Annotated in this window: 12 protein-coding genes; 11 read left to right on the top strand and 1 reads right to left on the bottom strand. The window is 46.1% G+C overall.

Annotated features, from left to right (window positions below):
- Window positions 1-1,092 precede the first annotated feature (1,092 nt).
- The 4 genes from ACFSR5_RS08255 to ACFSR5_RS08240 all read left to right on the top strand — a co-directional run bounded on the left by ACFSR5_RS08255 (window position 1,093) and on the right by ACFSR5_RS08240 (window position 7,980).
- On the top strand, window positions 1,093-2,241 hold the full coding sequence (locus ACFSR5_RS08255) for an Sb-PDE family phosphodiesterase (protein ID WP_380902577.1): 1,149 nt from the start codon (window positions 1,093-1,095) through the stop codon (window positions 2,239-2,241).
- An 18-nt stretch (window positions 2,242-2,259) separates the two neighbouring features.
- Window positions 2,260-5,520: a SusC/RagA family TonB-linked outer membrane protein gene (locus ACFSR5_RS08250; RefSeq protein ID WP_380902576.1), complete on the top strand. Its 3,261-nt coding sequence runs from the start codon at window positions 2,260-2,262 to the stop codon at window positions 5,518-5,520.
- 9 nt (window positions 5,521-5,529) lie between these two features.
- On the top strand, window positions 5,530-7,287 hold the full coding sequence (locus ACFSR5_RS08245; RefSeq protein ID WP_380902574.1) for a RagB/SusD family nutrient uptake outer membrane protein: 1,758 nt from the start codon (window positions 5,530-5,532) through the stop codon (window positions 7,285-7,287).
- Window positions 7,288-7,716: 429 nt separating this feature from the next.
- The gene (locus tag ACFSR5_RS08240; protein WP_380902572.1) at window positions 7,717-7,980 is read left to right on the top strand and encodes a hypothetical protein; all 264 of its coding nucleotides are present in this window, start codon (window positions 7,717-7,719) and stop codon (window positions 7,978-7,980) included.
- 457 nt (window positions 7,981-8,437) lie between these two features.
- Here ACFSR5_RS08240 and ACFSR5_RS08235 read toward each other — a convergent pair whose 3' ends face one another.
- Window positions 8,438-8,905: a hypothetical protein gene (locus tag ACFSR5_RS08235; RefSeq protein ID WP_380902570.1), complete on the bottom strand. Its 468-nt coding sequence runs from the start codon at window positions 8,903-8,905 to the stop codon at window positions 8,438-8,440.
- Between the two features lie 145 nt (window positions 8,906-9,050).
- On the opposite strand from ACFSR5_RS08235, the gene ACFSR5_RS08230 reads away from it, so the two are divergent.
- The 7 genes from ACFSR5_RS08230 to ACFSR5_RS08200 all read left to right on the top strand — a co-directional run bounded on the left by ACFSR5_RS08230 (window position 9,051) and on the right by ACFSR5_RS08200 (window position 24,948).
- Complete coding sequence (locus tag ACFSR5_RS08230; protein WP_380902568.1) at window positions 9,051-9,401, top strand: hypothetical protein; 351 nt, start codon at window positions 9,051-9,053, stop codon at window positions 9,399-9,401.
- A gap of 219 nt (window positions 9,402-9,620) precedes the next feature.
- On the top strand, window positions 9,621-13,631 hold the full coding sequence (locus tag ACFSR5_RS08225) for a hybrid sensor histidine kinase/response regulator transcription factor (RefSeq protein WP_380902566.1): 4,011 nt from the start codon (window positions 9,621-9,623) through the stop codon (window positions 13,629-13,631).
- 236 nt (window positions 13,632-13,867) lie between these two features.
- A complete protein-coding gene (locus ACFSR5_RS08220; RefSeq protein WP_380902564.1) occupies window positions 13,868-16,735 on the top strand; it encodes a TIM-barrel domain-containing protein in 2,868 nt (955 codons plus the stop codon).
- A 28-nt stretch (window positions 16,736-16,763) separates the two neighbouring features.
- Complete coding sequence (locus ACFSR5_RS08215) at window positions 16,764-19,895, top strand: SusC/RagA family TonB-linked outer membrane protein (protein ID WP_380902562.1); 3,132 nt, start codon at window positions 16,764-16,766, stop codon at window positions 19,893-19,895.
- Between the two features lie 6 nt (window positions 19,896-19,901).
- Window positions 19,902-21,527, top strand: a complete 1,626-nt coding sequence (locus tag ACFSR5_RS08210) for a RagB/SusD family nutrient uptake outer membrane protein (protein WP_380902560.1) — start codon at window positions 19,902-19,904, stop codon at window positions 21,525-21,527.
- 50 nt (window positions 21,528-21,577) lie between these two features.
- The gene (locus ACFSR5_RS08205; protein ID WP_380902558.1) at window positions 21,578-22,531 is read left to right on the top strand and encodes a hypothetical protein; all 954 of its coding nucleotides are present in this window, start codon (window positions 21,578-21,580) and stop codon (window positions 22,529-22,531) included.
- A complete protein-coding gene (locus tag ACFSR5_RS08200) occupies window positions 22,525-24,948 on the top strand; it encodes a glycoside hydrolase family 2 TIM barrel-domain containing protein (protein ID WP_380902556.1) in 2,424 nt (807 codons plus the stop codon). The genes ACFSR5_RS08205 and ACFSR5_RS08200 overlap by 7 nt, the downstream gene beginning before the upstream one ends.
- The last annotated feature ends 15 nt before the right edge of the window (window positions 24,949-24,963 follow it).

Genomic DNA, 24,963 nt, shown 5'->3' with positions numbered 1-24,963 from the left:
TAATCAAATCTTCCGCAAAACGGAGACATGAAAAATCCCGTGTGGTATGCACGGGAATCCCATAGTGTTTAAGTTTATGTGTAATATGTTGTCGTTGTCGTGAGAAAGTACCCCGTGCATCGCTGCGGGGGATACTCGAACTATATCTATGTAATAATTTACACCCTAAGAACAGTTCAGCACGCGTAAAGTTTTCGAAAAACAATAAAATCGTCCCTGTTGAACATATATTTTTAAGAGAAGATCGCATATAGACCATCAAAGCCTTGTTGTGTGGCCTGCTATAAATACAACTAGCCGTATACGATTGCAACTCTACAAAATAGTTTGCTACTTGCGATGACGACGCGTTTAAACTATTTATAATAGTTATGAAAGATAGTAGACATAACGGCGGGATTATTATACTGACCGGTTCTCCTCCTGGAAAACAGCAAAAGTGCGGCCGCTTCTATCATTGCGAAGGGGGCTACTTTTCGTACATCGGCACATATGCATACGGATGACTTTTACCGGTATATTCAGAAGGGAGCTATAGCTCCTTTTTTACTCGAGTCGGAACAACAAACTAATTGTGATTGAAGCGTTTTTAGCAACGGCCAAACGGTTCGCTTTGGGGGATACGATGTTATCGTGGACGGTATTGTTGGCCCTTGGTTTCTAACGCCTTGGCTAGAGGCTATTCTAGAGGACGATGAAGTACTTTACATTATTTTTGAGAGCGTCGATAAAAGTAACTATGGAACGTGCACGAAGCCGGAGCAAGAACGGAGCAGACGAATTCCGACTTGGTATAGATTGTGTGGAAACAATTTAGCCAATGGGTTGATTACGAGTTTTATGTGTTCGATACGACGCACAAAACCATTGGCCAAACTGTTTCTGAAATAAAGGAACGTATCCGAAAAAACTTTTTTGCTAAAGGTAGAGGGATAACTAGCTATTTACCACGCCCACTGACATTTCTTTGTTTAAACCTTGTTAACATTTGATCCGTGATATACCTATTTATTAATCAATCGAAAACGTATTCTTAATATTTGTTTAATAATACTTAACTAGTTTTGGCGTCAACTTAAACTGTTACTATCTATGAAAATTCAATCTATTTTATTGGGAGCTGTATTATTATCTACAGGCTATTCGCAAGCACAAACCGACGACGGCGTTCTGCGTTTGACGGAATTTGCCTATCCAGTTAAACGTCAGCTCCTGAACATTCCAAATGTCAATGGGTATCAAATCTTGAAATGTGATTTCCATATGCACACTGTTTTTACGGATGGGCATGTCTGGCCAAACGTACGCATCCAAGAGGCATGGCGCGAAGGTTTAGATGCAATATCGTATACGGAGCATATGGAATACAACCCACACAGCGCCGATGTTAAGGTGGATCACAATCGTTCACATGATTTAGCGATTGATTTGGCTAAGGAAAATAATATCGTATTGGTAAAGGGAACAGAAATCACCCGACAAACTCCTCCGGGACATTTCAATGCCTTGTTTATCCAAGATGCCAACGCATTGATTGCCGATAATGATCCGAAATTGGATCAAGCCGCTATCGATAAAGCCGATGAACAAAAGGCATTTATATTTTGGAATCACCCCGGTTGGAAAGCAACGACTATCCCCGGTTCGTACGAATGGATAGATTTTGTAGAGAAGATGTATCAGGCCAAAAAACTGCATGGGATAGAGGTTGTGAATGGTCTTGGATTCCATAAGAAAGCGTTGGACTGGGCATTGGATCGTAACCTCACCATCATCGGAAATACAGATATCCATAACCTCATTGCACACGATTATGCGATTGAGCGTCCCGGGGTGCATAGAACCATGACGTTGGTCATGGCAAAAGACCGTTCTGCCGCCGGTATCCGCGAAGCATTGGATGCTGGTCGAACGGTAGTCTGGTCGAGCAAGTATTTATTTGGAAAAGAAGAAAATGTCCGCGCGTTGGCTCATGCTTGCCTAGCGATTTCTCCGTCTTATCATGAGAAGACCAATGGTAAGACACAGGACAAGACGAAGTATTACGAGATCAAAAACAACAGCGACCTCTATTTTGAATTGGAACTGAAACAAGGGAAAGGTACCAAACGATTGGTTTTATATCCGGAATCAACACAAATATTGACTGCTGAAGCCGGACAACAGAAACTCTCTTACGAAATTGTATCTACCTATATCCGGAGCGATAAACACCTGCAATTTGAAATTAACTTAAAGTAACAACGGAGTCTCTTAGTTATGAAAGCTTTTATACCAATATTTTTATTGGCAGGAACGGTCATGTCCTTGCCGATTCAAGCCTCCGCGTCAAAACTAATGGTGGAACTGCTGAAGCCTATGGACCAGCAACAATCTATTTCGGGTCAGGTAGTGGATGGAAGTGGTAACCCGATTGCACAGGCGACGGTAACCATACAGGGGACGAACCGCTCTGTCGCTACGGACGACAATGGACGTTTTACGCTGGAAAGCAATACCGCGAACGTTACTTTGGTGGTATCGTATGTAGGTTTTACCTCAAAAACACAACGGGTGTCGGGCGACTTAAACAATATCGTGGTGCAGTTGAATAATAAAAACGATCTTGAAGAAATTGTAGTCGTTGGTTATGGAACACAAAAGAAAACTAATCTGACAGGAGCCGTATCTCAAGTGGGTTCAGAAGTTCTCGAAAACCGTCCAGCTCCGAGTTTAAGTAGGATGCTTCAAGGAACACTTCCTAATTTGAATCTGAAGATGGTGGATGGAAGTCCGACCCGTGGAGCCACATTTAATGTGCGCGGGTCAACCTCGATCGGTGCCGGGGGCAATGCCTTGGTGTTGATCGACGGAGTGGAAGGGGATCCTAATATGATCAATCCAAATGATATTGAGACGGTAACTGTGTTGAAAGATGCTTCTTCCGCCGCGATTTATGGTTCGCGGGCAGCCTTTGGTGTGGTGCTAATTACCACCAAAAATCCCAAGGCCGGAAAAGCAACCGTAACATTCAATTCAAATTTTTCCATCAATAACCGCGTGGTCGAACCAAAATTGGTGACAAATGGTTACGAATGGGCCAAGAACTTCAATGATGCATTTAATGCATGGTATGACTATAAATCGACTCCTATTTCCGTAAACAATATCTACCCATTTTCACTGGAGTATTTGGAAGCCCTAAGAAAAAATGCCGAAAATCCTAACGGAGAAGATGTCATCTTTAATAAAGCGACAAACCGGTATGAATATTTTGGAAACACAGATTGGTACAATATGGTTTACCGCGAGGATATGCCGAGTACAGAACAGGCCATGAGTGTTTCAGGAGGAGGCGAGAAAGCTTCCTATTTTTTATCTGGACGATACTACCATCAAGGAGGGTTGTTCAACTTCAATCCGGATAAATTCAATAAATACAATATCCGCGGAAAAGGGGATATCAAAGTAACCGATTGGCTAACTTTTCAGAATAATACAGAAATCAGCAGCTACGATTATCATTACCCGATGTTTGCAGACGGCGATGGCAATATTTGGAGGCAGTTTGAACATCAGGGATACCCGATGGCGGTTATCTATAATCCGGATGGAACATATACTCACTCCGCTGCCTACACGGGTATTGCTTCCTTTATCGAGGGGAATAATGCGTCAGACTTAAACAACACGGTGTTGAGAAATACGACCGGCGTGATCATAAAGCCCATCAACGGTTTGACGCTAAAAGGGGACTTGACGTACTCCAGAACGTGGGAAGATGAACGCAGGACCAACAATTACATCAATTACAGCAATTCGCCGGGAGTTATCGACCGCTTCGGCCGCAGCTTGCTTCGAGAGCTTGGCGAACGTAGAAGGTACCTTGCCGGGAATATAACTGCCAACTACACCAAGAAATTTGCCAACAAACATGACGTCAACGCGCTCCTCGGTTATAACGTAGAAACACAAACCATTCGTCGCCTGAATGCACAAAGGGACGGAATTATCCTTCCGAATAAACCGGACTTCAATCTAATGGATGGATTGAATTTCAATATTACCGGAGGAGGCGACGAATGGGCATATCTAGGGATATTTTACCGGTTCAACTATGCCTATGACGGAAAATATCTTTTGGAACTGAACGGTCGCTACGACGGTTCTTCCAAATTCCCAGTTGAACAGCGTTTCGGGTTCTTCCCCTCGGTTTCTGCCGGATGGGTAGTATCGAATGAATCGTTTTTTCAAGACGCCAAGCCATTGCTGAGCAATCTTAAATTCAGAGCATCATATGGTTCGTTAGGAAACGGTAACGTAGCTCCATATCGCTATCTGGAACAGATGTCTGTAGCGAAAACCAGCGTTATCCTCGGGGGCGTGCAGCCAAGTTACACCGCTATTCCTGGCGTCATCCCTGCGGGATTGACTTGGGAGCGTTCCACGACTTTCAACGTGGGGGCTGATCTGGGATTTTTTGACAACGCTTTAAATTTCACGTTCGACTGGTACAACCGGATGACATACGATATGTTTACCGTTGGAGAGCCTTTGCCAAATGTGTTCGGAGCGGCAGTACCCTACGGAAACTTTGCCGATCTATCTACCAAAGGATGGGAGCTGACAGTCAACTATAACAATCAATTTGAGCTTAGCGGTAAACCATTTAATTGGGGCATTAACGGATCGCTATGGGATAGCCGATCGCATATTACCCGCTTCAATAACCCGAAGAAATTACTGTCGAACTATTACGTGGGTCAGGAAATCGGAGAAATCTGGGGCTATGAAACGTTGGGCTTTTTTACGTCGGACGAAGATGTAGCTCGCCATGCTGACCAAAGTTTCATCCGCAATTCAAACAACAATGTTTGGTTGCCCGGCGACTTAAAATTTGCCGATTTGCCGAATGCCAACGGAGAAGTGGATAACGTAATTAACAACGGGGATAATACGGTTGAAAATCCTGGAGACCGCCGGATTATAGGAAATAACTCACCACGGTACCAATTTGGTTTCACGTTGTCTGGTCGATGGAATGGCATTGGTTTATCGGCTTTTTTTCAGGGGATCGGCAAACGGGACTACTATTTCTCGCCAGAGGCTGGCTTATTCTGGGGGCCTTACAACCGACCTTACGGATATCAGCCTACCAAGATGATGAACGATATGTGGACGGAAGAAAATCCGGATGGCTATTTTCCAAGATATAGAGGTTATACGGCCTTGGGAACAGACCGATCGTTGGGGGCACCGCAAACGCGATACCTGCAAGATATTTCCTATCTGCGGCTAAAAACGTTGACGGTAGATTATAATGTGCCACAAAAATGGCTGCAACGATCAAAACTGGCGAATGTGCAGATCTTTGTAAGCGCACAGAACCTGTTCACGTTTTCTGGTCTTTTTAAGCATACCGACAACTTTGATCCCGAAGTCATCGAAAAACCACTTGGCGAACTGACCAACGGTTCGGGCGAGGGATACGCGTATCCGCAACTGAAAACGACCACGTTTGGACTTAACGTAACACTTTAATTCAGCAAAATGAACCCTATCATACGATATAGCATTTTCGGATTGGCGGCTTTTGCGCTCTCCGCATGCAGTAAAGATTTTTTAGACCGAGAACCATTCGATAAGCTGGTTCCCAATACGTTTTTTACGACAGAAACGGATTTACAATTGTATTCCAATTCCTTTTATCAACAGTTCATCCCCAGTGGCCTGGCTATCGTCCAAGCTGACGAAATGGGTGAGTATACCTCCAAGAATAATTCGCCGAAGTTTATAGCAGGAAATTTTTCGGCGGTGGATCAAGGCGCTTGGAGCTGGTCAAAGCTACGGAACATCAACTACTTTTTAAGTAAATACAACAATCCGGCTATTCCCGAAGAGGCAAGAATGCACTACGCCGGTGTGGCTCGATTTTACCGGGCTCTATTTTATTACGATATGGTCAAGGATTTTGGCGATGTACCTTGGTATTCCAAACCCCTAGCAACAGACGATAAAGAATTATTATATAAGGGCCGCGACGCGCGCCATGTGGTTATGGATTCTGTTTTAGCCGACTTGGATTTTGCTGTTGCCCATATCCGCGATAAGAAAGACAATACCGCGTCTATGATCACGAAATGGGTGGCCCTCGGTATGAAATCTAGAATCTGTTTATTCGAAGGTACGTACAGGAAGTATCATGCTGAATTGAATTTGTCCAACACGGCGGATAAATGGCTGACCGAGGCTATGCACGCTGCAAAAGAAATCATGGATTCCAAACAATATGCACTGCATACGACGGGGGATCCGCATAAAGATTACCGGACATTATTCACGAGTGAGAATCCGGTTGCTACGGAAGTGATGTGGGCCAATGTTTATAACAATGCCTTGAAGCGTTGGCACGAGATTACATGGAAATTTAATTCAGCCACATTTGGTGCACGGTGGGGGTTGAATAAGCAATTCGTCAATACCTATCTAAATGCGGACGGGAGCCGTTTTACGGATACGCCGGGCTTCGATGAACAGCTTTTTGTTAAGGAAATGGAAGGTCGCGACCCCCGTTTATCTCAAACCGTTAGAGGGTTGGGCTACAAACGATCGGACGGTTCGGCTGCTCCGGCTAATTTTGGATACACCTTTACAGGCTATCATATCCTCAAGTTTAGTCTAGACGACAAACGATTAGACGGCGTGACGGAAAGTTACAATTCCGTTAGTATGCTACGTTACGGAGAAGTGCTGTTGAACTATGCGGAAGCGGCGGCCGAACTTGGTAAATTGGCTGGAGATGCTTCGATCTGGAATCAGACCATTGGCGCTCTACGTACACGCGCGGGTGTAGATCCGAAACAACCGGTCAATGCAGATGCGTATTTACAGCAGGTCTATTTTCCGGAAGTTGCAGACAAATTTTTGTTGGAGGTCCGTCGGGAGCGAGGGATTGAACTGGTGTATGAGGGGCTGCGTTACGACGATTTGATGCGGTGGAAAAAGGGACATTTATTGGAGATGCCTTGGAAAGGAATCTACGTCCCGGCCATGGATCAGGAAATGGATTTGGATGGCAATGGAACTCCAGATGTGTCCTTTGTGAGCAAAACCCCCGCAAACCCAAAACAAGGTGTTTCCTATTTCGTGGTGGATGGAAAAGCCGCCAAGCTAACAGAAGGTGCAAAAGGGCATATTATCTGGCGAGCAGATGAAATCCGGAAATTTGACGACAAAAAATATTTAAAACCGATTTCGAATGGAGATCTCGTCTTAAACCCCGATTTACGGCAGAACCCGGGTTGGTAATTTAGCCTGCGCACCTCGCGAAGCCGTTCTTGGAATCTTCAGGGACGGCTTTTTTGTGCTGTGCGAGCTGCCGGCAGATGGAGATACTGCGAACTCGAGCCAACCAAAAACACGTGTTTGGAAGATGCGCTGGCGCGCCGGTGGCTCGTACCAGCTGATGTACGCCATTTAGAAAGTGTGGGCACTTGGGAGATAATGAATTCAAGCCCACATTACACAAGGGACTCTTTTTACCAGACGATCCACTACTCGCTATATGGTCCAGTGACAACGTTGTTTGTTAAAGACAAAAGAGTAGAATTTGCTATTTGGAGCATTCCTCATTTCGGGGAGAAGTTAAAGTGCGTACTCTGAAAATATTCACACGTCTCTAAGAATGGGTAACGGACCTTGTGGCTATAGGTAAGACGTAGAACAACCATCTTCAAAATGCATACCTGGGGAAATTACCCGGCTTCGGGAGTTGTTCGGGAGTTGTTCGAGCCTCGTTCGAGAGCTGTTCGGGACTTGTTCGAGACTCGTTCGAGAAAGGTTCGGCTAGACTTCGCCTCGTCTTTGGCTGCTGTTCAGCTAGCTCTCGAAGACCAGTCGAACAACAGTCGAAGACCAGTCGAACAAGTCTCCTTGCTGTTCCGACGAAAGGTCGATCATGCTCCGAAGATTTCTCGATTTTTAATTTCTATGACGCAGTGATCGGATGTGAAATGTAGTCGGTCCTAGGGGGTGTGGTCAGACATTATCGCCGAAGAGAGATCTTCTTCCGCACACAGCATCATTTCCTGTCAATGGGAAGGGGAATTCCATTGTTACACCCGTCAGCTTAGCAAGCGTATTCAGAGATCTTGAAGAAGAGAACCATAGGGGAGAATAGGTGTGAACGTTGATCGCCTAGAGAACCCTAGAAATCCCCAACAGGCATCTTCATTTTTCCTTTTCCATAGCTGTAAACCGAAGACCTCCAGTACAGTAAAGAACAAACATCTCCGGATAGCGATATGTTTATGAGCTCATGTCAGTTGTTCTGATGTTTGACGGTACCTGTGGTTTGTGCCGTATGTACAATTACCTTGCGAATATGCCGACCGGATCCCTTCGGTCAAGCAGCGGCGTTTGATCAATAATCTTATCGTAGCGGGGGATGTCAGACAGTTTACCGATCTTCCTTTCGCCACCTGATTTCTCCGCGCTGAATCATGCCGATATACTTTTGCATATGCAGTTCTGTGAGAACTCCATCCTCTCCGTCGAAATGATAGTCGAATGTATGTAAGAATTTGTCGTATTGCATGCTGCCACGATAGGCATTGTTAATGAAAAAATGCCAAATCCCACCTTTCTTTGCTCGTACTTCAACAACTTGACGCACACCTTTGTGATAGAATACATCCGTGGCGATCGGATCAAAACGCAGTAAAAGAGCGTCGATAATGGCTTCTTTGATGTCGCGATCGAGTTCGCCGTAAGCACAGCCCCACTCCATCTGGCTTTTACGGAATACATAAACAGAAGTTTTGTTTTTTCCGATAAGAACAAAATCACGCATACCAAAGCCTTTTTCTTCGATCGAAAATGTAACATGCATAACACGTCCTCTGCAGTAGATTTCTAACGGTTTCATATATGCAATATTACTAAAAATATTAGTATTCGTAAAAAAAGATGTCTAATCGGCGCAAAAAAAATAAACGGGTATGGGATTCGGCGGATAATCAGTGTTATAACATTAGGTTTTCAATTATTTTTGAACTACCTTGTCATTATCTATGGAAACAGATTTTAATTACCGTGACGAGGAAACGGCGCTCGACTATCTTCGTCATCATGTTATTGACCTGTATGGAAGCACAGCGAACGTCGTCGTGCGATATGATGACGTAAACGATGTTTTGTGGGCCATGAAGTATTTTTGGGAGCCGATCAGTACAGCGCACGTGATTTCGGTAACCTTTGTCGGCTGTTTTATCGACGAAACTGGGCCAACCCATTTTGGGACGTATGGCGAAGAGTCTGTCAATAAAGAAGCTACATCGCTCGAGGATTTGGCGATCTCGAAGTTGGCCATGTTCGTGAATGATGCACATGTTCAATCCGTAATCGGGCGGTTGCGGAGATAAGCGGTTTATTTTGGAGCAAAAGATGCTCAAGAACGAGTAAACAGCTGTTCGATCGCGGCGACAGGAGCGCCGTCTTAGCTTGCTTTTGGCCCTCAATATGTTATGCCTGTGAGCAAGATCACGACGGATGTTCGGCAGATTTCGAAATGGAAATGAGTTGGCCACAGCAAAAATAAGCGGATGATTAGCTACATTTGAACAATAAACCTACATATTCCTATGGGTAAAGTTCTAACGATGCTTACTGCCGGTATATTTTTATTCCTGTTTTCCATTTCGGGGAAAACGGCGGGACAGAACCGTTACCCATTTACCCACCTCAATATCGACAAGGGGCTACATAGCAACCATATTAATGCCATTACGCAAGACAATGATCGGTTCATGTGGTTCGGCACATCTACCGGACTTTCGAAGTATGATGGAAAACGGTTTTATAGCTATCGGTATGACGCGAAGGATCTTAAATCGCTCCCCGCCAATAGCGTGCAGGAGTTTTTTCATGGTCCTGAGGCAACACTTTGGATAAAAACAACCGGGGGGTGGGCTATTTATAACAAACAGGATGATTCGTTTATCCGTCATATCGACAGTGTACAGACTTCGCTCGGACTGCCGATAGGTGCGTTGGATAAGGTGAGACGAATCGACGACAACCGCTATGCTTTTATTTATGTTGACGGGAGGCTCTCTTTTTACGACACACGTCTGGACCACGTCCGGGATATGGGGTTTGCTGATGTCGTAGATATCAGTACCGCCGTCAACAATGACGTATACATTGTTCATCGTGATGCGCAGGTCCGCGTACTCGATATGGCAACCTTTCGACAGACGGAAACATTCGCCTATCCTGTAAATGAGGGCAATGATATTGCCCTCGATTATCGAATTTTTCGGGACAGCAGAGAACGTCTTTGGCTCTATGCGAAAAATTTTCCACTTGGGGTTTTCTGCTATCAACCGCAGACGAAGGAAATTATCCATTTGACTAGACGAAATACGAACTATCCGCTAAACAGCGATAACGTCAGTAATATACAGGAACTGGACGGATCAGTCTGGCTGGGAACAGATCACGGGGGGATCAATCTGTTTACAGATGAAAAAGTAACGTATTTGGTAAATCAGCCATTTGACCCATATACGTTACCCTTTAATTCGACAACAGCACTCTACTGTAGCGAGGATGGGCTGATGTGGGTGGGCACGTACAAAGGTGGCGCAAGCTTCTATAGTAAAGACCGTACGTATGTCAAAACATTTCAACACCAAGTAGGCAATGCACACAGCCTGCCGTTTGATGATGTCAATTGTTTTGCGGAAGCCCCATCTGGTCATCTTTTAATCGGAACGAATGGCGGCGGACTTTTAAGCTATGACCGGGCGGCGCAGAAATTTACGAGGTATAGTGGCGATATTGCGGACAAAACGTCCCTATCGAGTAATGTCGTGGTCAGTCTGCTGGTCGATAAAGCCGGCGTAATCTGGGCGGGTACCTACCGGGGTGGGTTAAATCGGATGAACAAAAACGGTACCTTTGATCGTTTTGGTCACACAGTTTCAACCAACTTAAGTGTTTGGGACATCCTCGAGGATAGTCGCGGTCGATTTTGGATCGGAACGCTATCTCATGGACTTTATCTATTTGATAAAAAAAGTGGTGGGTTGACGGCGTTTCTGACGAAGGCAAAAAAACGACTTCCATCTACTTACTATTCGAAAATTTTTGAAGACTCGCGGGGAAATATTTGGCTCGGTACAGCGACTGGAGTCGAGATGATCGGGACAGACGGTTACATCACCTTGTTTCGGGAAGGGCCGGGGACGTCAGGGTTGAGCAACAATATGGTGTCCGATATTGTTGAAGATCGGTTCGGTCGGATTTGGGTATCAACTCAACAAGGCGTGAATGTCATTGAAGGGCAACATGTGACCAAATTAAACCAGACCGCTGGTCTAACGGATGATGTCGTTGTGGAATTGGTACGCGATAAACTGGGCGATATTTGGATGGCAACCGAAAAAGGGATTTGCAAAGCGACCGTGAAAGAAAATCTAAAAAACTGCATATTTCACAGCTTTTCACAGGGTGACGGGCTACAATCTGTGAGTTTTAATGAGAATGCCGGGTTAGAACTACGCGATGGATCCTTGGTCTTTGGAGGGCCAAAAGGCTTCAATATGTTTGGTGTTGCGGATGCAAAGGTAGAACCCAGGCCGTACCGTGTACAGCTAAGCAGCGTAATCGTTTTCCGTCCCGGATCAGCAAATACCGGGGCGCAGGAGACAGAATATTCCGTGTTCCAATTGGGGGATTCGAAATTAAAACTGCCATATAACCATAATTCCTTGACACTGAATCTCACCGATTTTGACTTTTTAGGAAATAATAAAGGCAAGTTTCAGTACATCGTTGAAAATCTAGGAACCGATTGGAGGGATTTACAGACTTCGGATTTCGCGATATCCTTGCCGAATCTTTCGCCCGGCACGTATCAAGTGAAAGTGAGATATCAAAATAGTGAAGGACAGATGTCCGAAGAAAAAAAGCTGATGCAGGTCACGGTACTGGCTCCGTGGTGGCGTTCCGGCCCCGCCTACTTGGCCTACATACTTTTTGCTGCGGTCCTCTTGTTCTATTTGAGACGGTTTGAGAAACTGCGTGAACGTACTCGTTTTAGTTTGTTGGAAGCAGAGCGATATGCGCGCAGCATGAAGCAGTTGGATGAAATGAAGACCCGGTTTTTTACCAACGTGAGCCATGAGTTTCGAACGCCGATTAGCCTCATCGTTTCTCCCATTGCTTCCCTTAAAAAAGAGTTGACTACCGATGCGACACGGGCCTATCTAGAGATCATCGAGCGAAATGCCAAACAACTTTATAATTTAGTGGGACAGCTGCTTGATTTTAACCGGATGGACAAGAATGTGCTCACGTTGAACGAACAACCGGCCAAACTATCGGTTGTGGTAATCCCCATTATCGAATCCTTTGCGCAAATGGCGGAACACCGGGCAATTAGCTTTCACACCTCATTTGCGGATATGGACATGCCTTGTCGTTTTGATCAGGAAAAGCTCGAAGCTATTTTTCACAATTTGCTTTCCAATGCCTTTAAGTTTACAGCGGAAGGAGGACGGGTGGATTTGGACGTACAGTGGCTGACTGCCGACAGGTTAGGAATTACGGTATCGGATACCGGCAGGGGCATAGCGCCGGAAAATATCGGGAAAATATTTGAGCGTTTTTATCAGGAAGCTGGTCCGAGCTCTGATGCGCCGGTCGGTAGTGGCATTGGTCTGGCAATGGTGCAAGACTTTGTCAAACTGATGGGAGGGCATATTGATGTGCAGAGTCAACCCGGGATAGGCAGTACATTTACAGTGCAAATCGTATTGAAGAAGACGGTCGTTGAAGATACGCTACCGATTGTTCCTACGCGAAAGGTGAGCAGTGAGGTTACGTTAAACGATGAAACCGTAAAGCGCATACTTATTGTAGAAGATAATAACGACTTCGCTTTTTTCTTACGCACGGAGTTCGATGCGGACTATCAGCTGGAAATCTGCCCGGCCGCCGAAATAGCCCTGGAGCGTATACCGGTATTTAGGCCTGACCTTATCGTTTCGGACGTCAACCTGATCGGAATGTCCGGGATAAAATTGTGTCAGCAGGTACGACAACACGAGCGAACCAAACATATCCCGTTCATTGTTATCACCGCAGTGGCCGACCTACACCTGCAATTGGAGGCATTACAAGCCGGTGCAACAGATTTTATTAGTAAGCCTTTCCATATCGCTGCTTTTCGATCGAAAGTACGTGCCATCATCAGCCAGCAAGATGTGGTAAAAAGAAAATTCAAACGGCAGATTGACGTTAAATTAGCGAATGTCGCGCCGGAAAACGCCGATGATCAATTCCTAATAAAGGTAACCCACGTCATCGAATCCAATATGGCTAACGCGCAACTGACGGTCGCTTTTTTAGCCAGTGAGCTCCATATGTCAAGGGTGGGGCTTTATAAACGTTTGCTGACGTTAACAGGATGTACACCGATTGAATTCATTAGAAATATACGGCTCAAAAGAGCCCTGGATTTGCTACAGAACTCCCAAAAAAATGTGAGCGAGGTCACGTACGAAGTTGGATTTAGCTCCCCTAAACAGTTTACCAAATACTTTAAGACGCTCTACGGAAACGTGCCATCAGCCTATCGTAAATAGCAAAACTATTCTTAAGAAAGAAACGGTATAGTGCAGTTTGCTATTTAGGTTATTTTATTTTAATGTCTTGTTTATTAGTATTTTACGATTTTAATTTCGCATATACGGTTAACATTTAGCCCCAGAAAAGTTAACGAATCGACCTTTTGTGCAATCGGTTGCTATTGTACATTTGTGATGTACCTGGCGTGCTGTCGGTACCGCGTGACCAAATTTTTCATAAACCAACTATTTTTATGTTTTTTAGAAAAGAGATTTTTTTTGGGGCCGTCTTGATGCTATGGATTGTTGTAAGTACGTACGCTCAGCAAGGTGTTCCGACCTACCAAAAAACGCACAACGGCGTGAAGCTCACGTACAGGAATGTGCCCACAGCTTTGGATCAGGAACTGTACATCGATTTTTATACGGAGCAGGTCGTGCGCATACGTGTTGTTCCGGAAGACGGCAAAAAGCCGACGAACGAAAGCCTGATTCTAAAGGATACGGTACTCGACCAACGGGTCGATTTCTCCTTTTCGCAACAGGGCGATAGCCTGATGTTGCAAACGACTCGGTTGAGCGTTAAAGTTTTCCTGCCCAGCGGTACCGTTCATTTTTTTGACAGCGATGGTAAATCGCTTGTCAAGGAATGTCCCAGAGATGCTCGTAGTTTTCAAAAAAATGCCTATGATGGAGACCGCTTCTATCAGGTCGATCAAACTTTTCAGATAAGTCCAGACGAAGGCATATACGGTCTCGGACAGCACCAAAATGGTGTGATGAATTATAACACCGGCCGCAGGATTAGTTTGTTGCAATATAATACGGAAATCGCAGTGCCTTTTTTGGTTTCAACCAAAAATTATGGCATTTTATGGCATAACTACTCCATCACGACGGCGGGGGATACACGACCATTACTTCCTTTAAATGCATTTCGGCTGTATTCGAATGATGGACAACAAGGTTGGCTCACGGCTAGATACGTGAACAAAGAGAACGAGAGCGAGGTCTATCAAGTACGTCCCGAATCTGTAATCGACTATAACTACCTCAGCGATCAACACAAGTATCCACATGGTGTTCAGCTCTCCAAAAGTAAGGTTTACTATGATGGGGAAATTGCTTCTCCATATTCCGGGCTGCACTATCTGCATTTCAAGTATTCGGGTTACATCAAAGTATGGTTAGATGGGAAATTGTTGCAAGATCGATGGCGCGAGGCCTGGAATGCAGGTACATTCGAATTGCCCGTTGAACTGAAAGCGGACGAAAGGCATCGGCTGCGTATCGAATGGATTCCGGTTGGAAACGAGAGCTATTTCACGCTGAATTGGCAACGGCCAAAAGACGGTCCGGAACAGGTGTTTGGGTTTAGTTCTGAGGCGGGCGACGCCGTCGATTACTTCGTTTTCTCGGGTGAAAATATAGACGACGTTATTTCCGGATATAGGCAGTTAACCGGCAAGGCGGGAATTATGCCGTTATGGAGTTTTGGGTATTGGCAGAGCCGTGAACGCTATAAAACGCAAACTGAACTGGAGCATGTGGCGGAGACTTTCCGGCGGCGACGTATTCCTATCGACAATATCGTGCAGGACTGGTCCTATTGGGCGGAGCATGACTGGGGCAGCCACGAATTTGATGCAAAGAGATTTCCAGATCCCGACGGAATGATCAAGAAATTGCATCAACAACATTTTAAATTGATGATATCTGTTTGGCCGAAAATTAACGAACAGTCGTCGGTATTTCCAGAGTTCAATGCGAATAACTGGCTGTTCATGCGAAATATTTATGACGGTCGAAAAGACTGGATTGGTCAAGGTTATACGTCTACTTTTTACGATGTATACAATGCAGATGCGCGCCAAGCATTCTGGAAACATATGCATGCTAAGCTCTTTACGAAGGGGGTGGATGCGTGGTGGATGGATGCAAGTGAACCGGATATTCATTCCAACATCAGTGTGGACGAGCGAAAGTCGGTGCTACAGCCCAGCGTAGGCTCATCTGTACGCTACTACAATACTTTTCCTTTACTCAATGCAAAGGGAATCTATGAAGGACAGCGCGAAATCGATGAAAACAAGCGGGTATTTATCCTGACCCGGTCTTTTTTTGCCGGACAGCAACGTTATGGTGCCGCGGCTTGGAGTGGAGATATCGCTTCAACCTGGGCAGACTTCAAAGATCAGATTGCAGCGGGCGTAAATTTTTCCATGTCCGGTACCCCCTATTGGACAATGGATGCAGGTGGATTTTTAGTGCAAAAGAAATACTATGAGCCCAATGTGTCTGATCTGGAAGAGTGGCGAGAACTGAACGCCCGATGGTACCAATATGGTGCATTTTTACCGCTGTTCCGTGCGCACGGTCAGTTTCCTGCTCGCGAGCCATTTGCAATAGCACCCGAAGACCATGCAGCTTACACGAGTATGTTGTATTACATTGACCTGCGCTATCGTCTGCTATCCTATAATTACAGCATTGCCGCACGAACCTATTTCGACGACTATTCCATGATTCGGGGGCTCGCCATGGATTTTCCAACCGATACGGCGGTGTATGCGATCAACGATCAGTACATGTGGGGGCCGTCATTGCTGGTCAATCCGGTTACCAAAATGGGTCAGCGCGTTCGACGCGTCTACCTTCCTAAGGGCAAAGATTGGTACGACTTCTACAGTGGCACCCGATACTCGGGCGGACACTTTATCGAAGCTGAGGCGCCCTATGAACGCGTTCCGGTGTTTGTCCCTTCTGGATCTATTTTGCCTTGGGGACAGCCACTGCAGTATACAACGGAAAAGCCACAAGATGAATTGACATTGCTGGTTTATGAAGGTGAAGACGGTGAATTTACCTTATATGAAGATGCGGGGGACGGCTATGCCTACGAAAAAGGTGCGTACAGTACGATCACGTTTCGTTATAATGATAAACAACGGATGCTGACCGTTGAAGGGCGTCAGGGCACATTTGAGGGGATGATCCAAAAACGTAGATTTCACGTATTCCTGATCGGCAAGACAGCACCGTTGGGCGTTGATGTCTTGCACCAAAAAAAGCCAATAAAATGCACCTATGAAGGAAGACCAATGACTATAAAATTAAATTAGAAAAGCTAAGAATTATAAATCAATAACTATGTACAAACAATTATTTCGAAGAGCTACCGCTATGGGCATATGCATGCTTTTTGCGGTGACCTCTTGGGCGCAATCCATTCGGGGAAGGGTGGTGTCGGATGAAACGGGGTCAGCGATACAGGGGGCTACCGTGGCAGTAGAAGACCAGGGGCGGTCCACCAGTACCGATGTATCTGGCGAATTTGTGCTCAACGTGGCTATAGGATCACGGCTCACCGTAAGCTATCTGGGCTTTCAATCACTAGATATAGTTGCCGCAAATGATATGATCGTTCGTCTTAAACCGACATCTTCAGACTTGGACGAGGTCGTCGTGATCGGCTATGGCGTTCAGAAAAAAAAGCTTAACACGGGAGCTAACTTGCAAGTGCAGGGAGAAGACTTGGAAAAAATGAATCAGCTCAACCCATTGCAAGCGATGCAGGGACAGGCCCCTGGGGTATCTATAACATCCACCTCAGGACAGCCGGGCGCTGGTATGAAAGTAGTCGTACGTGGATTGGGAACAATCGGAAATTCAGGCCCGCTATATGTGATCGATGGGGTACCGGGAGGGGACATCTCGGTACTCAACCCCGCTGATATACAATCCATCGATGTATTGAAGGATGCGGCATCGGCAGCAATCTATGGATCGCAAGCGGCCAATGGAGTGGTGTTGGTCACCACCAAAATGGGAGCGGCTGGAAAAAGCCAGCTCACATTCGATGCATTTAAAGGCGTTCAGAGCGTCGCACGGAAAGTGCAGTTGCTCGATGCTGAACAGTATAAGCTGATCATGAACGAACAAGCGCTGAACTCTGGTGCCGGGCCTTTTGATTTCGACGCCATGCCGGGATTGGCAAATACCGACTGGATAGACCAAATGCTGGTGCGAAATGCCAATACAGAAAATTATAATGTAGGTTTATTGGGGGGGTCAGAGCGCTCGACATATGCACTCAGCCTGAATTATATCGGACAGGAAGGTTTGGTCGGAGGGAAAGATGTGTCGAACTATGAACGTTACGGATTTCGCACCAACGCGGAATACAAGGCATTTGAAGGCATACTGAAGATCGGACAGCATTTGAATTTCAACTACATCAAAAATCGAGGGATTAGCGTAGGGAATCAGTATAACAATACATTTCGCTCGGCTTTCGGCACCTCGCCCTTAACGCCAGTTTATGGCGATAACAATCGGTATGGACATCCGTACTACGATAGCTCAGACTCGCCATGGTTCAATGGCGACGGTAACCCGTACGGGGCTATGATGACAAATTCCAATAATATGAATGATGCCCAAAAACTACTGGCGGATGTATACGCGCAGTTAGAACCGGTCAAAGGACTAACGATCCGTTCGGTATTGGGCTTTAATTACAACGCATCGGAATATAGAAGCTACACCCCCCGATATCGGTTCTCGATCTATAGCTTCAATGAAGATCACACGACGACGTTACAGAGTATGAATAAGGGACATACAATAACATGGACCAATACGGCGAATTACGATTTTAGGTTAGGCAATGAACATCAGTTTTCTGCTCTATTGGGTATGGAGGCATTGCGTTATCAAGGTACCTACCTTTCTGGTAGCAATTGGAACTTGCTTGCGCAGTTTGATGATTTTGCGCATGCGTATTTGGATAACACTACGGGTAAAGCGTTCTTGGATGAAGACGACAAGGTGGTCGAGACACGGATTTTGAATGGTGGTCCCGATGTCATGAACCGCCGGCTGTCGTATTTCGGTCGGTTGGGATACAATTTTAAGGAGAAATACTTGTTAAATGCCACCCTACGGGCAGATGCGTCGTCGAAATTCGCGTCGGGAAATCGTTGGGGTTATTTTCCATCGGTATCTGCCGGCTGGGTAATGAGTGCTGAGGACTTTATGGAAGAAGCAAATGCTGTCGTGAATTTCCTAAAATGGCGGGTATCCTGGGGACAGGTCGGAAACCAAGATATCGCCGACTTTCAGTTTGCTGCACCGATCAATACGTCGACGGGGATAACGGCCGATAATCCGGCTGCGTATTACAATTTCGGTACAGGTGGAGTAAATACACCGGGAGCGTATCCCAGCCGTTTTTCAAATCCGTTGGTTACTTGGGAAACTTCCGAACAGTTCAACGTGGGCGTCGACTCCCGCTGGATAAATAACCGCTTGGATGTTGTGGCAGATTTTTATGTGAAGACGACAAAAGATTGGTTGGTACGACCTCCTGTCCTTGCCACGGCTGGGACACAAGCACCGTTCATCAACGGTGGCGATGTCCGCAATACGGGGATTGAACTCGCCTTAAATTGGACGGACAAAGTAGGAGAGGTCGGCTATCGGTTAGGGGTAAATGGTGCGTATAATAAAAACCGCGTGGGAAATATTCCAACCGAGGATGGAATGATCCATGGCGCGATCAATATGCTCTACGATAATTCGGAAGAATTCTACCGTGCGCAGAACGGACACGCTATCGGTTATTTCTGGGGATATCAGACAGCAGGTATTTTCCAGAGTGAAGCGGATATCGCTCAGTGGCGTGAACAGGGAAAAGGGGTGCTACAGGCAAACGCCAAGCCAGGAGATGTAAAATACGTAGATCACAATGGGGACGGCTTAATCAATAGCTTGGATAAAATAGATCTCGGCTCAGGCCTACCGGATTTGACATTTGGTTTCCAGATTGGTTTGGACTATAAAAATTTTGATCTATCGGTACAGGCTTATGGCGTGGCTGGCAACAAAATCGTGCAGTCTTACCGGAACCATACCAATAAACAAGCAAACTATACCACGCGCATCTTGGATCGTTGGACCGGTGAGGGTACATCGAATACAATGCCCCGCGTCACTGAAAATAATGTGAACTGGCAATTTTCTGATCTTTATATACAAGATGGAGATTTCCTCCGCATAAGCAATATCACGTTAGGGTACGATTTCTCGACGTTGGTCCATTGGAAATATGCCAATCAGATCCGGCTCTATGTACAAGGACAGAATCTCTTTACATTCAGTAAATACGACGGTATGGACCCCGAAATTGGTTATGGAACAGATGGCTGGGTGTCGGGTATCGATCTGGGATACTATCCTCGGCCTAAAAGTTTCCTTGTTGGCATCAACTTCAAATTTTAACATGCTATGAATATTAAAAATAAAATACGTACGGGATTATTGGTGTCTTTCCTATACCTGTCAAGTTGCTCCTCGAATTTTTTAGATGTGGAGCCGATGACAAATGTCCTTGAAAACAATTTTTATAAAAATGCAGCCGACGCGGAGATGGCCTTGGTGGGTTGTTACGACGGATACCAGCGGACCGCCTCTAACGGCAATATGTCGTTCAATGTCGTGTCCGATATTCTTTCAGATGTCTCCTTTGGCGGAACGGGCAATACCGACGGTCGGGCCTATCAGGTGTTAGATAGGTTTGATAAAAGGGAATCTCCTTCCGACAACAATCTGTTTGACGGAACCTGGACCGACTACTATGCGGCGATCTACCGATGCAATATGTTGCTGGAAAAGCTGGAAGGTACAGATTTTGGAAACAATGCTGCTGCAAAAACCCGTATTGAAGGCGAAACACGGTTTCTACGTGGTTTGCTTTATTTCGATCTTGTACGGCTTTTCGAGCGCGTTCCATTATTGACAAAAACGACAACCGATAATGTACCGCAATCGGAAGCAAAAGAGACTTATACGGTGATCGTGGACGATCTGAAATTCGCGGCAGAGAACATTCCTGCGGATGCTTATCCGAAAGCGGAGGCTTCGGTCAACGACGGCCGTGCGACGCGTTATGCCGCTAAATCATTGCTTGCTCGTGTTTATCTCTTCTATACCGGCTATTATGGACGGGAGGATTTGGCGGTTTCGAAAGTGGAAGTTCTGGCGGGATTGGAGGATGTCATATCCAGTGGTGAATTTGCATTGGTACCCTCGTACGCCTCGTTGTGGCCGGCGGCTAGTTATGTTCCGAATACTGCAAACAATACTTTGGATCGATCGGCCTATGCCGGCGAAGGCAATAGTGAAGTGGTATTTGCACAAAAATTTAATGGAACGCAGGACTACAATGGGAATATCGATGGAAACAGATGGTTGGTAATGTTGGGTTTGCGCAATACCAACGCTTCACCATATGGGCAGGGGTGGGGCGCGGGCACGGTAAGTCGTCGATTTGTGAATGAGTTTGCGGCAGCCGACACGCGGAAGACGGCGTCTGTTATTGATATCGAAGGCGAGGGTATCGTGGATTTCGATAGCAAAGATCAGCGGGAATATACAGGTTTTGCCAATAAGAAGTATACGCCGACAGCACTTCCCGATGGAACATCCAATACCGGCGGGGAGAAAGATTTTCAGCTGTCCCAGGATCAGGATTTCTTCGTTATTCGGTATTCGGATGTGCTACTGATGGCGGCAGAACTGGGAAGTAGCAATGCTCAAAATTATTTTGATCAAGTCCGAAGACGGGCCTACAAAGAAGCGTTTACACCGCTTGCAATCTCGAAAGCAAATATCCTTCGCGAGCGCAAATTTGAATTTGCTTTTGAAGGTGTCCGATATTGGGATCTTCTTCGACAAGGATTGGAGACAGCGGCGGCTAGCTTGGCATTAACCGAGAATGTACAGAGCGGAACGGCGCCAGACCAAATCATCGTCAAACGCGAAAATTTCTTGGCTACAAAAGGATTTATGCAGATCCCAAGTAATCAAATCACCCGCGCAAGTGGCGTGCTTGTACAAAACGAAGGCTGGTAGCCTTGTTAGAATTACTGTTATGAACTAAATAGGAATGCATTTTTAATGTTATGAAAAGATCAATATATTGGTGTTTATTGTTACTCAGCAGCTGCCTGTTCTGCGCGGCCTGCACACCAGAAGAATATGAACTAGGCGCAATGGATGTCCAAGCGGCTGATATTAAAGAAGGGGTAGCGTATACGATCACGCACGATCCGACAAATCCGAATATTGTGTATCTCACGAGCTTAATGGACAGTCGGTATACACCGCTTTGGCAACATCCACAGGGAAGGAGCCAACAAAAGCAGGTTACGCTAAACCTCGCGTTTCCCGGAACATACGAAGTGACGTTCGGCGTACAAACCCGGGGTGGGCTGGTATATGGCGAAACGGCTACATTTGACATTGAAAATTTTTATGCTGGATTCGTTGATAATGAGTTGTGGACGTTCCTCTCGGGAGGTGTAGATCAGGAGAAAACGTGGTATCTCGATCTCGATGCGCAAGGCACGAGTACCTACTTTTTAGGACCTTTATATTTCTATGGTACGGCTGACAGCTGGGCCACGGTTACGGAAGGAAAGACTGTCGAAGGGGATTCGTGGAGCTGGAAACCCGAATATAAAAGTAACACGTGGTTAATGGCGGCAGGCAACTACGGAACCATGACCTTCTCCTTAAAAGGAGGTGCAAATGTCGTAGTGGATCATAAAATGCTTGCCAACCGGGGGGTGCAAAACGGTACCTACATGTTGGATACAGATGCATATACCCTCCGTATGAACGGTGCTATGCCCTTACATAATAAGGAACGCGATGGGCATGTGATCGACTGGGGAGATATACGCATTATGTCCTTGACCGAGGACTATATGCAATTGGGCGTGCTGCGTGACAAGGCACTCTCCGGTGAGGATCCGGCTCTTTTAGTCTATAATTATGTGAGCAAAGCATACTACGACAGGGCCGTCCAACAGCGACAATCACGGGTTGCCTCCGGGAAAGGCGGGGTATGGTAATTCGAATGTACGCGGTACGTTTTTCGGTCTTTTTGCTTTTTTCGCTCTTGTTTTTAGATGTGGTCGCGCAACATCGGACAGTCGTCGATTTCAACGACGGCTGGTATTTTTTGCTGGACGATGGCGATCACCACGATGAAAAAGATTTTTCCAGTTGGCGTCTACTTCATCTTCCGCATGACTGGAGTATAGCCGGAGAATTTGATAAAGCAAATCCTTCAGGAAGTGGAGGGGCTTACCTTCCCGGCGGCATGGGGTGGTACGGCAAACAGTTTACCGTGAGCTATGATCCAACGCAGATCATCTCTCTTGCTTTTGAGGGCGTATATCAACAGAGTGAGGTATGGATCAATGGCAGGCGTGTGGGCACACGACCCAATGGGTTTATCGGTTTTCAATACGATATTTCGACGTATGTATATCGAGATGGCCGCGCAAACACAGTGCTCGTGAAAGTGGACAACCGTGCACAACCCAATGCACGTTTCTATACCGGATCTGGAATCTATCGTCCCGTCAGCCTGATCGTTAAGCCGAAGGTCCATCTTGGCGACCCTTTTGTAAAAACCGGACCAGCAACTCATGATGATGCAATCCTCCACCTTGAGGTGCCCTTGGAAAACATGAAAGCCGGAAAAAAAGCGATGTTGTTTTGGGAATTGATCGATCGGGAAGGGAACGTCGTTTTGGGGCGGCGGGTGGCGCCTACACGTCGTGGGATAGACGGTCGACAAACTGTTTTTTTGGATAGTGTTCGCTTAAAGAATCCCAATTTGTGGTCGCCCGATTTCCCGTACCTTTACCAGATTCGCTGTACGTTAACCCAAGGCGTTGAGGCCGTGGATGTGGTGACCGTAAATTCCGGCATTCGATCGTTTCGTTTCGATGCGGACAATGGCTTTTTCTTAAATGGTAAGCCGACGAAAATCCGTGGGGTTTGCATGCACAGTGATTTGGGAGCCTTGGGGGCTGCATTCTACCCTCAAGCTGCTATGCGGCAATTGAGCATGCTTAAGGATATGGGGGTGAATGCAATTCGTACATCGCATAATCCTACCGCTCCCGGATTTCTAGACTTGTGCGACCGATTAGGTTTTATGGTAATGAGCGAGACCTTTGATGTGTGGAAACTCCAAAAAAATCCATACGACTATCACCTCTATTGGGACGAGTGGTCCGAGCGGGATTTTATTGATCATGTGAAGCGCGACAGAAATCACCCGTCCATTTTTATGTGGTGCCTTGGCAATGAAGCGCAAGAGCAGTGGCATTGCCAAGCGCTTGGCACATCGATTCCGAGACGATTGGCATACTTGGTAGATAGTTTGGATGGTAGTCGGCCAACAGTCGTGGCCAACAATGAGCTATCGTCTAAAAATCCTATTCTCGCTTCGACGGAAGTCGATCTGATCGGTTACAACTATAATCACCTGAAGTGGCGCGACTTCCCAACGGTTCATCCCGAAAAACCGCTGATCATCACCGAGAGTGTTTCTGCCCTTGCTACACGCGGACAATACGATCAAGTGCCCGTGGATACGATACGTTTATGGCCTTCTCGTTGGGACATACCGTTCAATGGTGGTAATGCCAGTAAGCACATTTCTGCATACGATCACGTACGTACACCGTGGGGTTCTACACATGAAGAAAGTTTGTATCTTTCTGAAGCATTGCCTTGGGTTTCAGGTATGTTTGTGTGGACAGGGTTTGATTATTTAGGTGAGCCTACACCCTATACGTGGCCAGCGAGAAGTTCGTATTTCGGTATAATTGATCTGGCAGGCTTTCCAAAAGATGTGTATTACCTCTATCAGAGTATGTGGAGCGGTAAGCCGGTATTGCATCTACTTCCGCATTGGAATTGGAACAGTAGAGACACCGTGGACGTGGTGGCCTATTACAATCAGGCCGACGAAGTGGAACTTTTTCTAAATGGGAAGTCGCTTGGAAAACGCCAAAAAAGGGATGAGCAATTGCATGTGTCTTGGAGAGTAGCCTTTGAGCCTGGTGAGCTAAAAGCGATTGCTCGAAGGAATGCCATAGTGGTCCAGGAACGACGCGTTCGGACTACAAGCAAACCCGAGATTCTATCCTTGGCAAGTGAACAGCAAACCATCCATGGAGCTGATGGACTGGCATTTGTTCGTCTCACGGTAACGGATAAAGAAGGTCTTACGGTACCGACTGCCAACGTACATGTTCGGTTTACGGTAGAAGGAGATGGAACTTTACTTGCGACGGACAATGGAAGTCCTACCGATACGACGTCTTTTTCTTCGTCTGAACGAGCGACATTGAATGGAAAAGCTCTGGCCATTATTCGCGCGGTAAATAGCCAAGGGAGGATTCGGGTGCGGGCAGAGGCAGACCACTTTGATCCCGTCTATCTCGATATTCCTATACAAAGACCTTGATTCGGGGCGACTGTT

It is taken from the genome of Sphingobacterium suaedae (genome assembly GCF_042684625.1).
Classification (GTDB): domain Bacteria; phylum Bacteroidota; class Bacteroidia; order Sphingobacteriales; family Sphingobacteriaceae; genus Sphingobacterium; species Sphingobacterium suaedae.
This window is presented reverse-complemented; position numbering and strand designations above follow the sequence as displayed.

Coding starts and splice junctions, on each gene's coding strand:
- ACFSR5_RS08255 (WP_380902577.1), top strand. CDS start 1,093: ATGAAAATTCAATCTATTTTATTGGGAGCTGTATTATTATCTACAGGC.
- ACFSR5_RS08250 (WP_380902576.1), top strand. CDS start 2,260: ATGAAAGCTTTTATACCAATATTTTTATTGGCAGGAACGGTCATGTCC.
- ACFSR5_RS08245 (WP_380902574.1), top strand. CDS start 5,530: ATGAACCCTATCATACGATATAGCATTTTCGGATTGGCGGCTTTTGCG.
- ACFSR5_RS08240 (WP_380902572.1), top strand. CDS start 7,717: ATGCATACCTGGGGAAATTACCCGGCTTCGGGAGTTGTTCGGGAGTTG.
- ACFSR5_RS08235 (WP_380902570.1), bottom strand. CDS start 8,905: ATGAAACCGTTAGAAATCTACTGCAGAGGACGTGTTATGCATGTTACA.
- ACFSR5_RS08230 (WP_380902568.1), top strand. CDS start 9,051: ATGGAAACAGATTTTAATTACCGTGACGAGGAAACGGCGCTCGACTAT.
- ACFSR5_RS08225 (WP_380902566.1), top strand. CDS start 9,621: ATGGGTAAAGTTCTAACGATGCTTACTGCCGGTATATTTTTATTCCTG.
- ACFSR5_RS08220 (WP_380902564.1), top strand. CDS start 13,868: ATGTTTTTTAGAAAAGAGATTTTTTTTGGGGCCGTCTTGATGCTATGG.
- ACFSR5_RS08215 (WP_380902562.1), top strand. CDS start 16,764: ATGTACAAACAATTATTTCGAAGAGCTACCGCTATGGGCATATGCATG.
- ACFSR5_RS08210 (WP_380902560.1), top strand. CDS start 19,902: ATGAATATTAAAAATAAAATACGTACGGGATTATTGGTGTCTTTCCTA.
- ACFSR5_RS08205 (WP_380902558.1), top strand. CDS start 21,578: ATGAAAAGATCAATATATTGGTGTTTATTGTTACTCAGCAGCTGCCTG.
- ACFSR5_RS08200 (WP_380902556.1), top strand. CDS start 22,525: ATGGTAATTCGAATGTACGCGGTACGTTTTTCGGTCTTTTTGCTTTTT.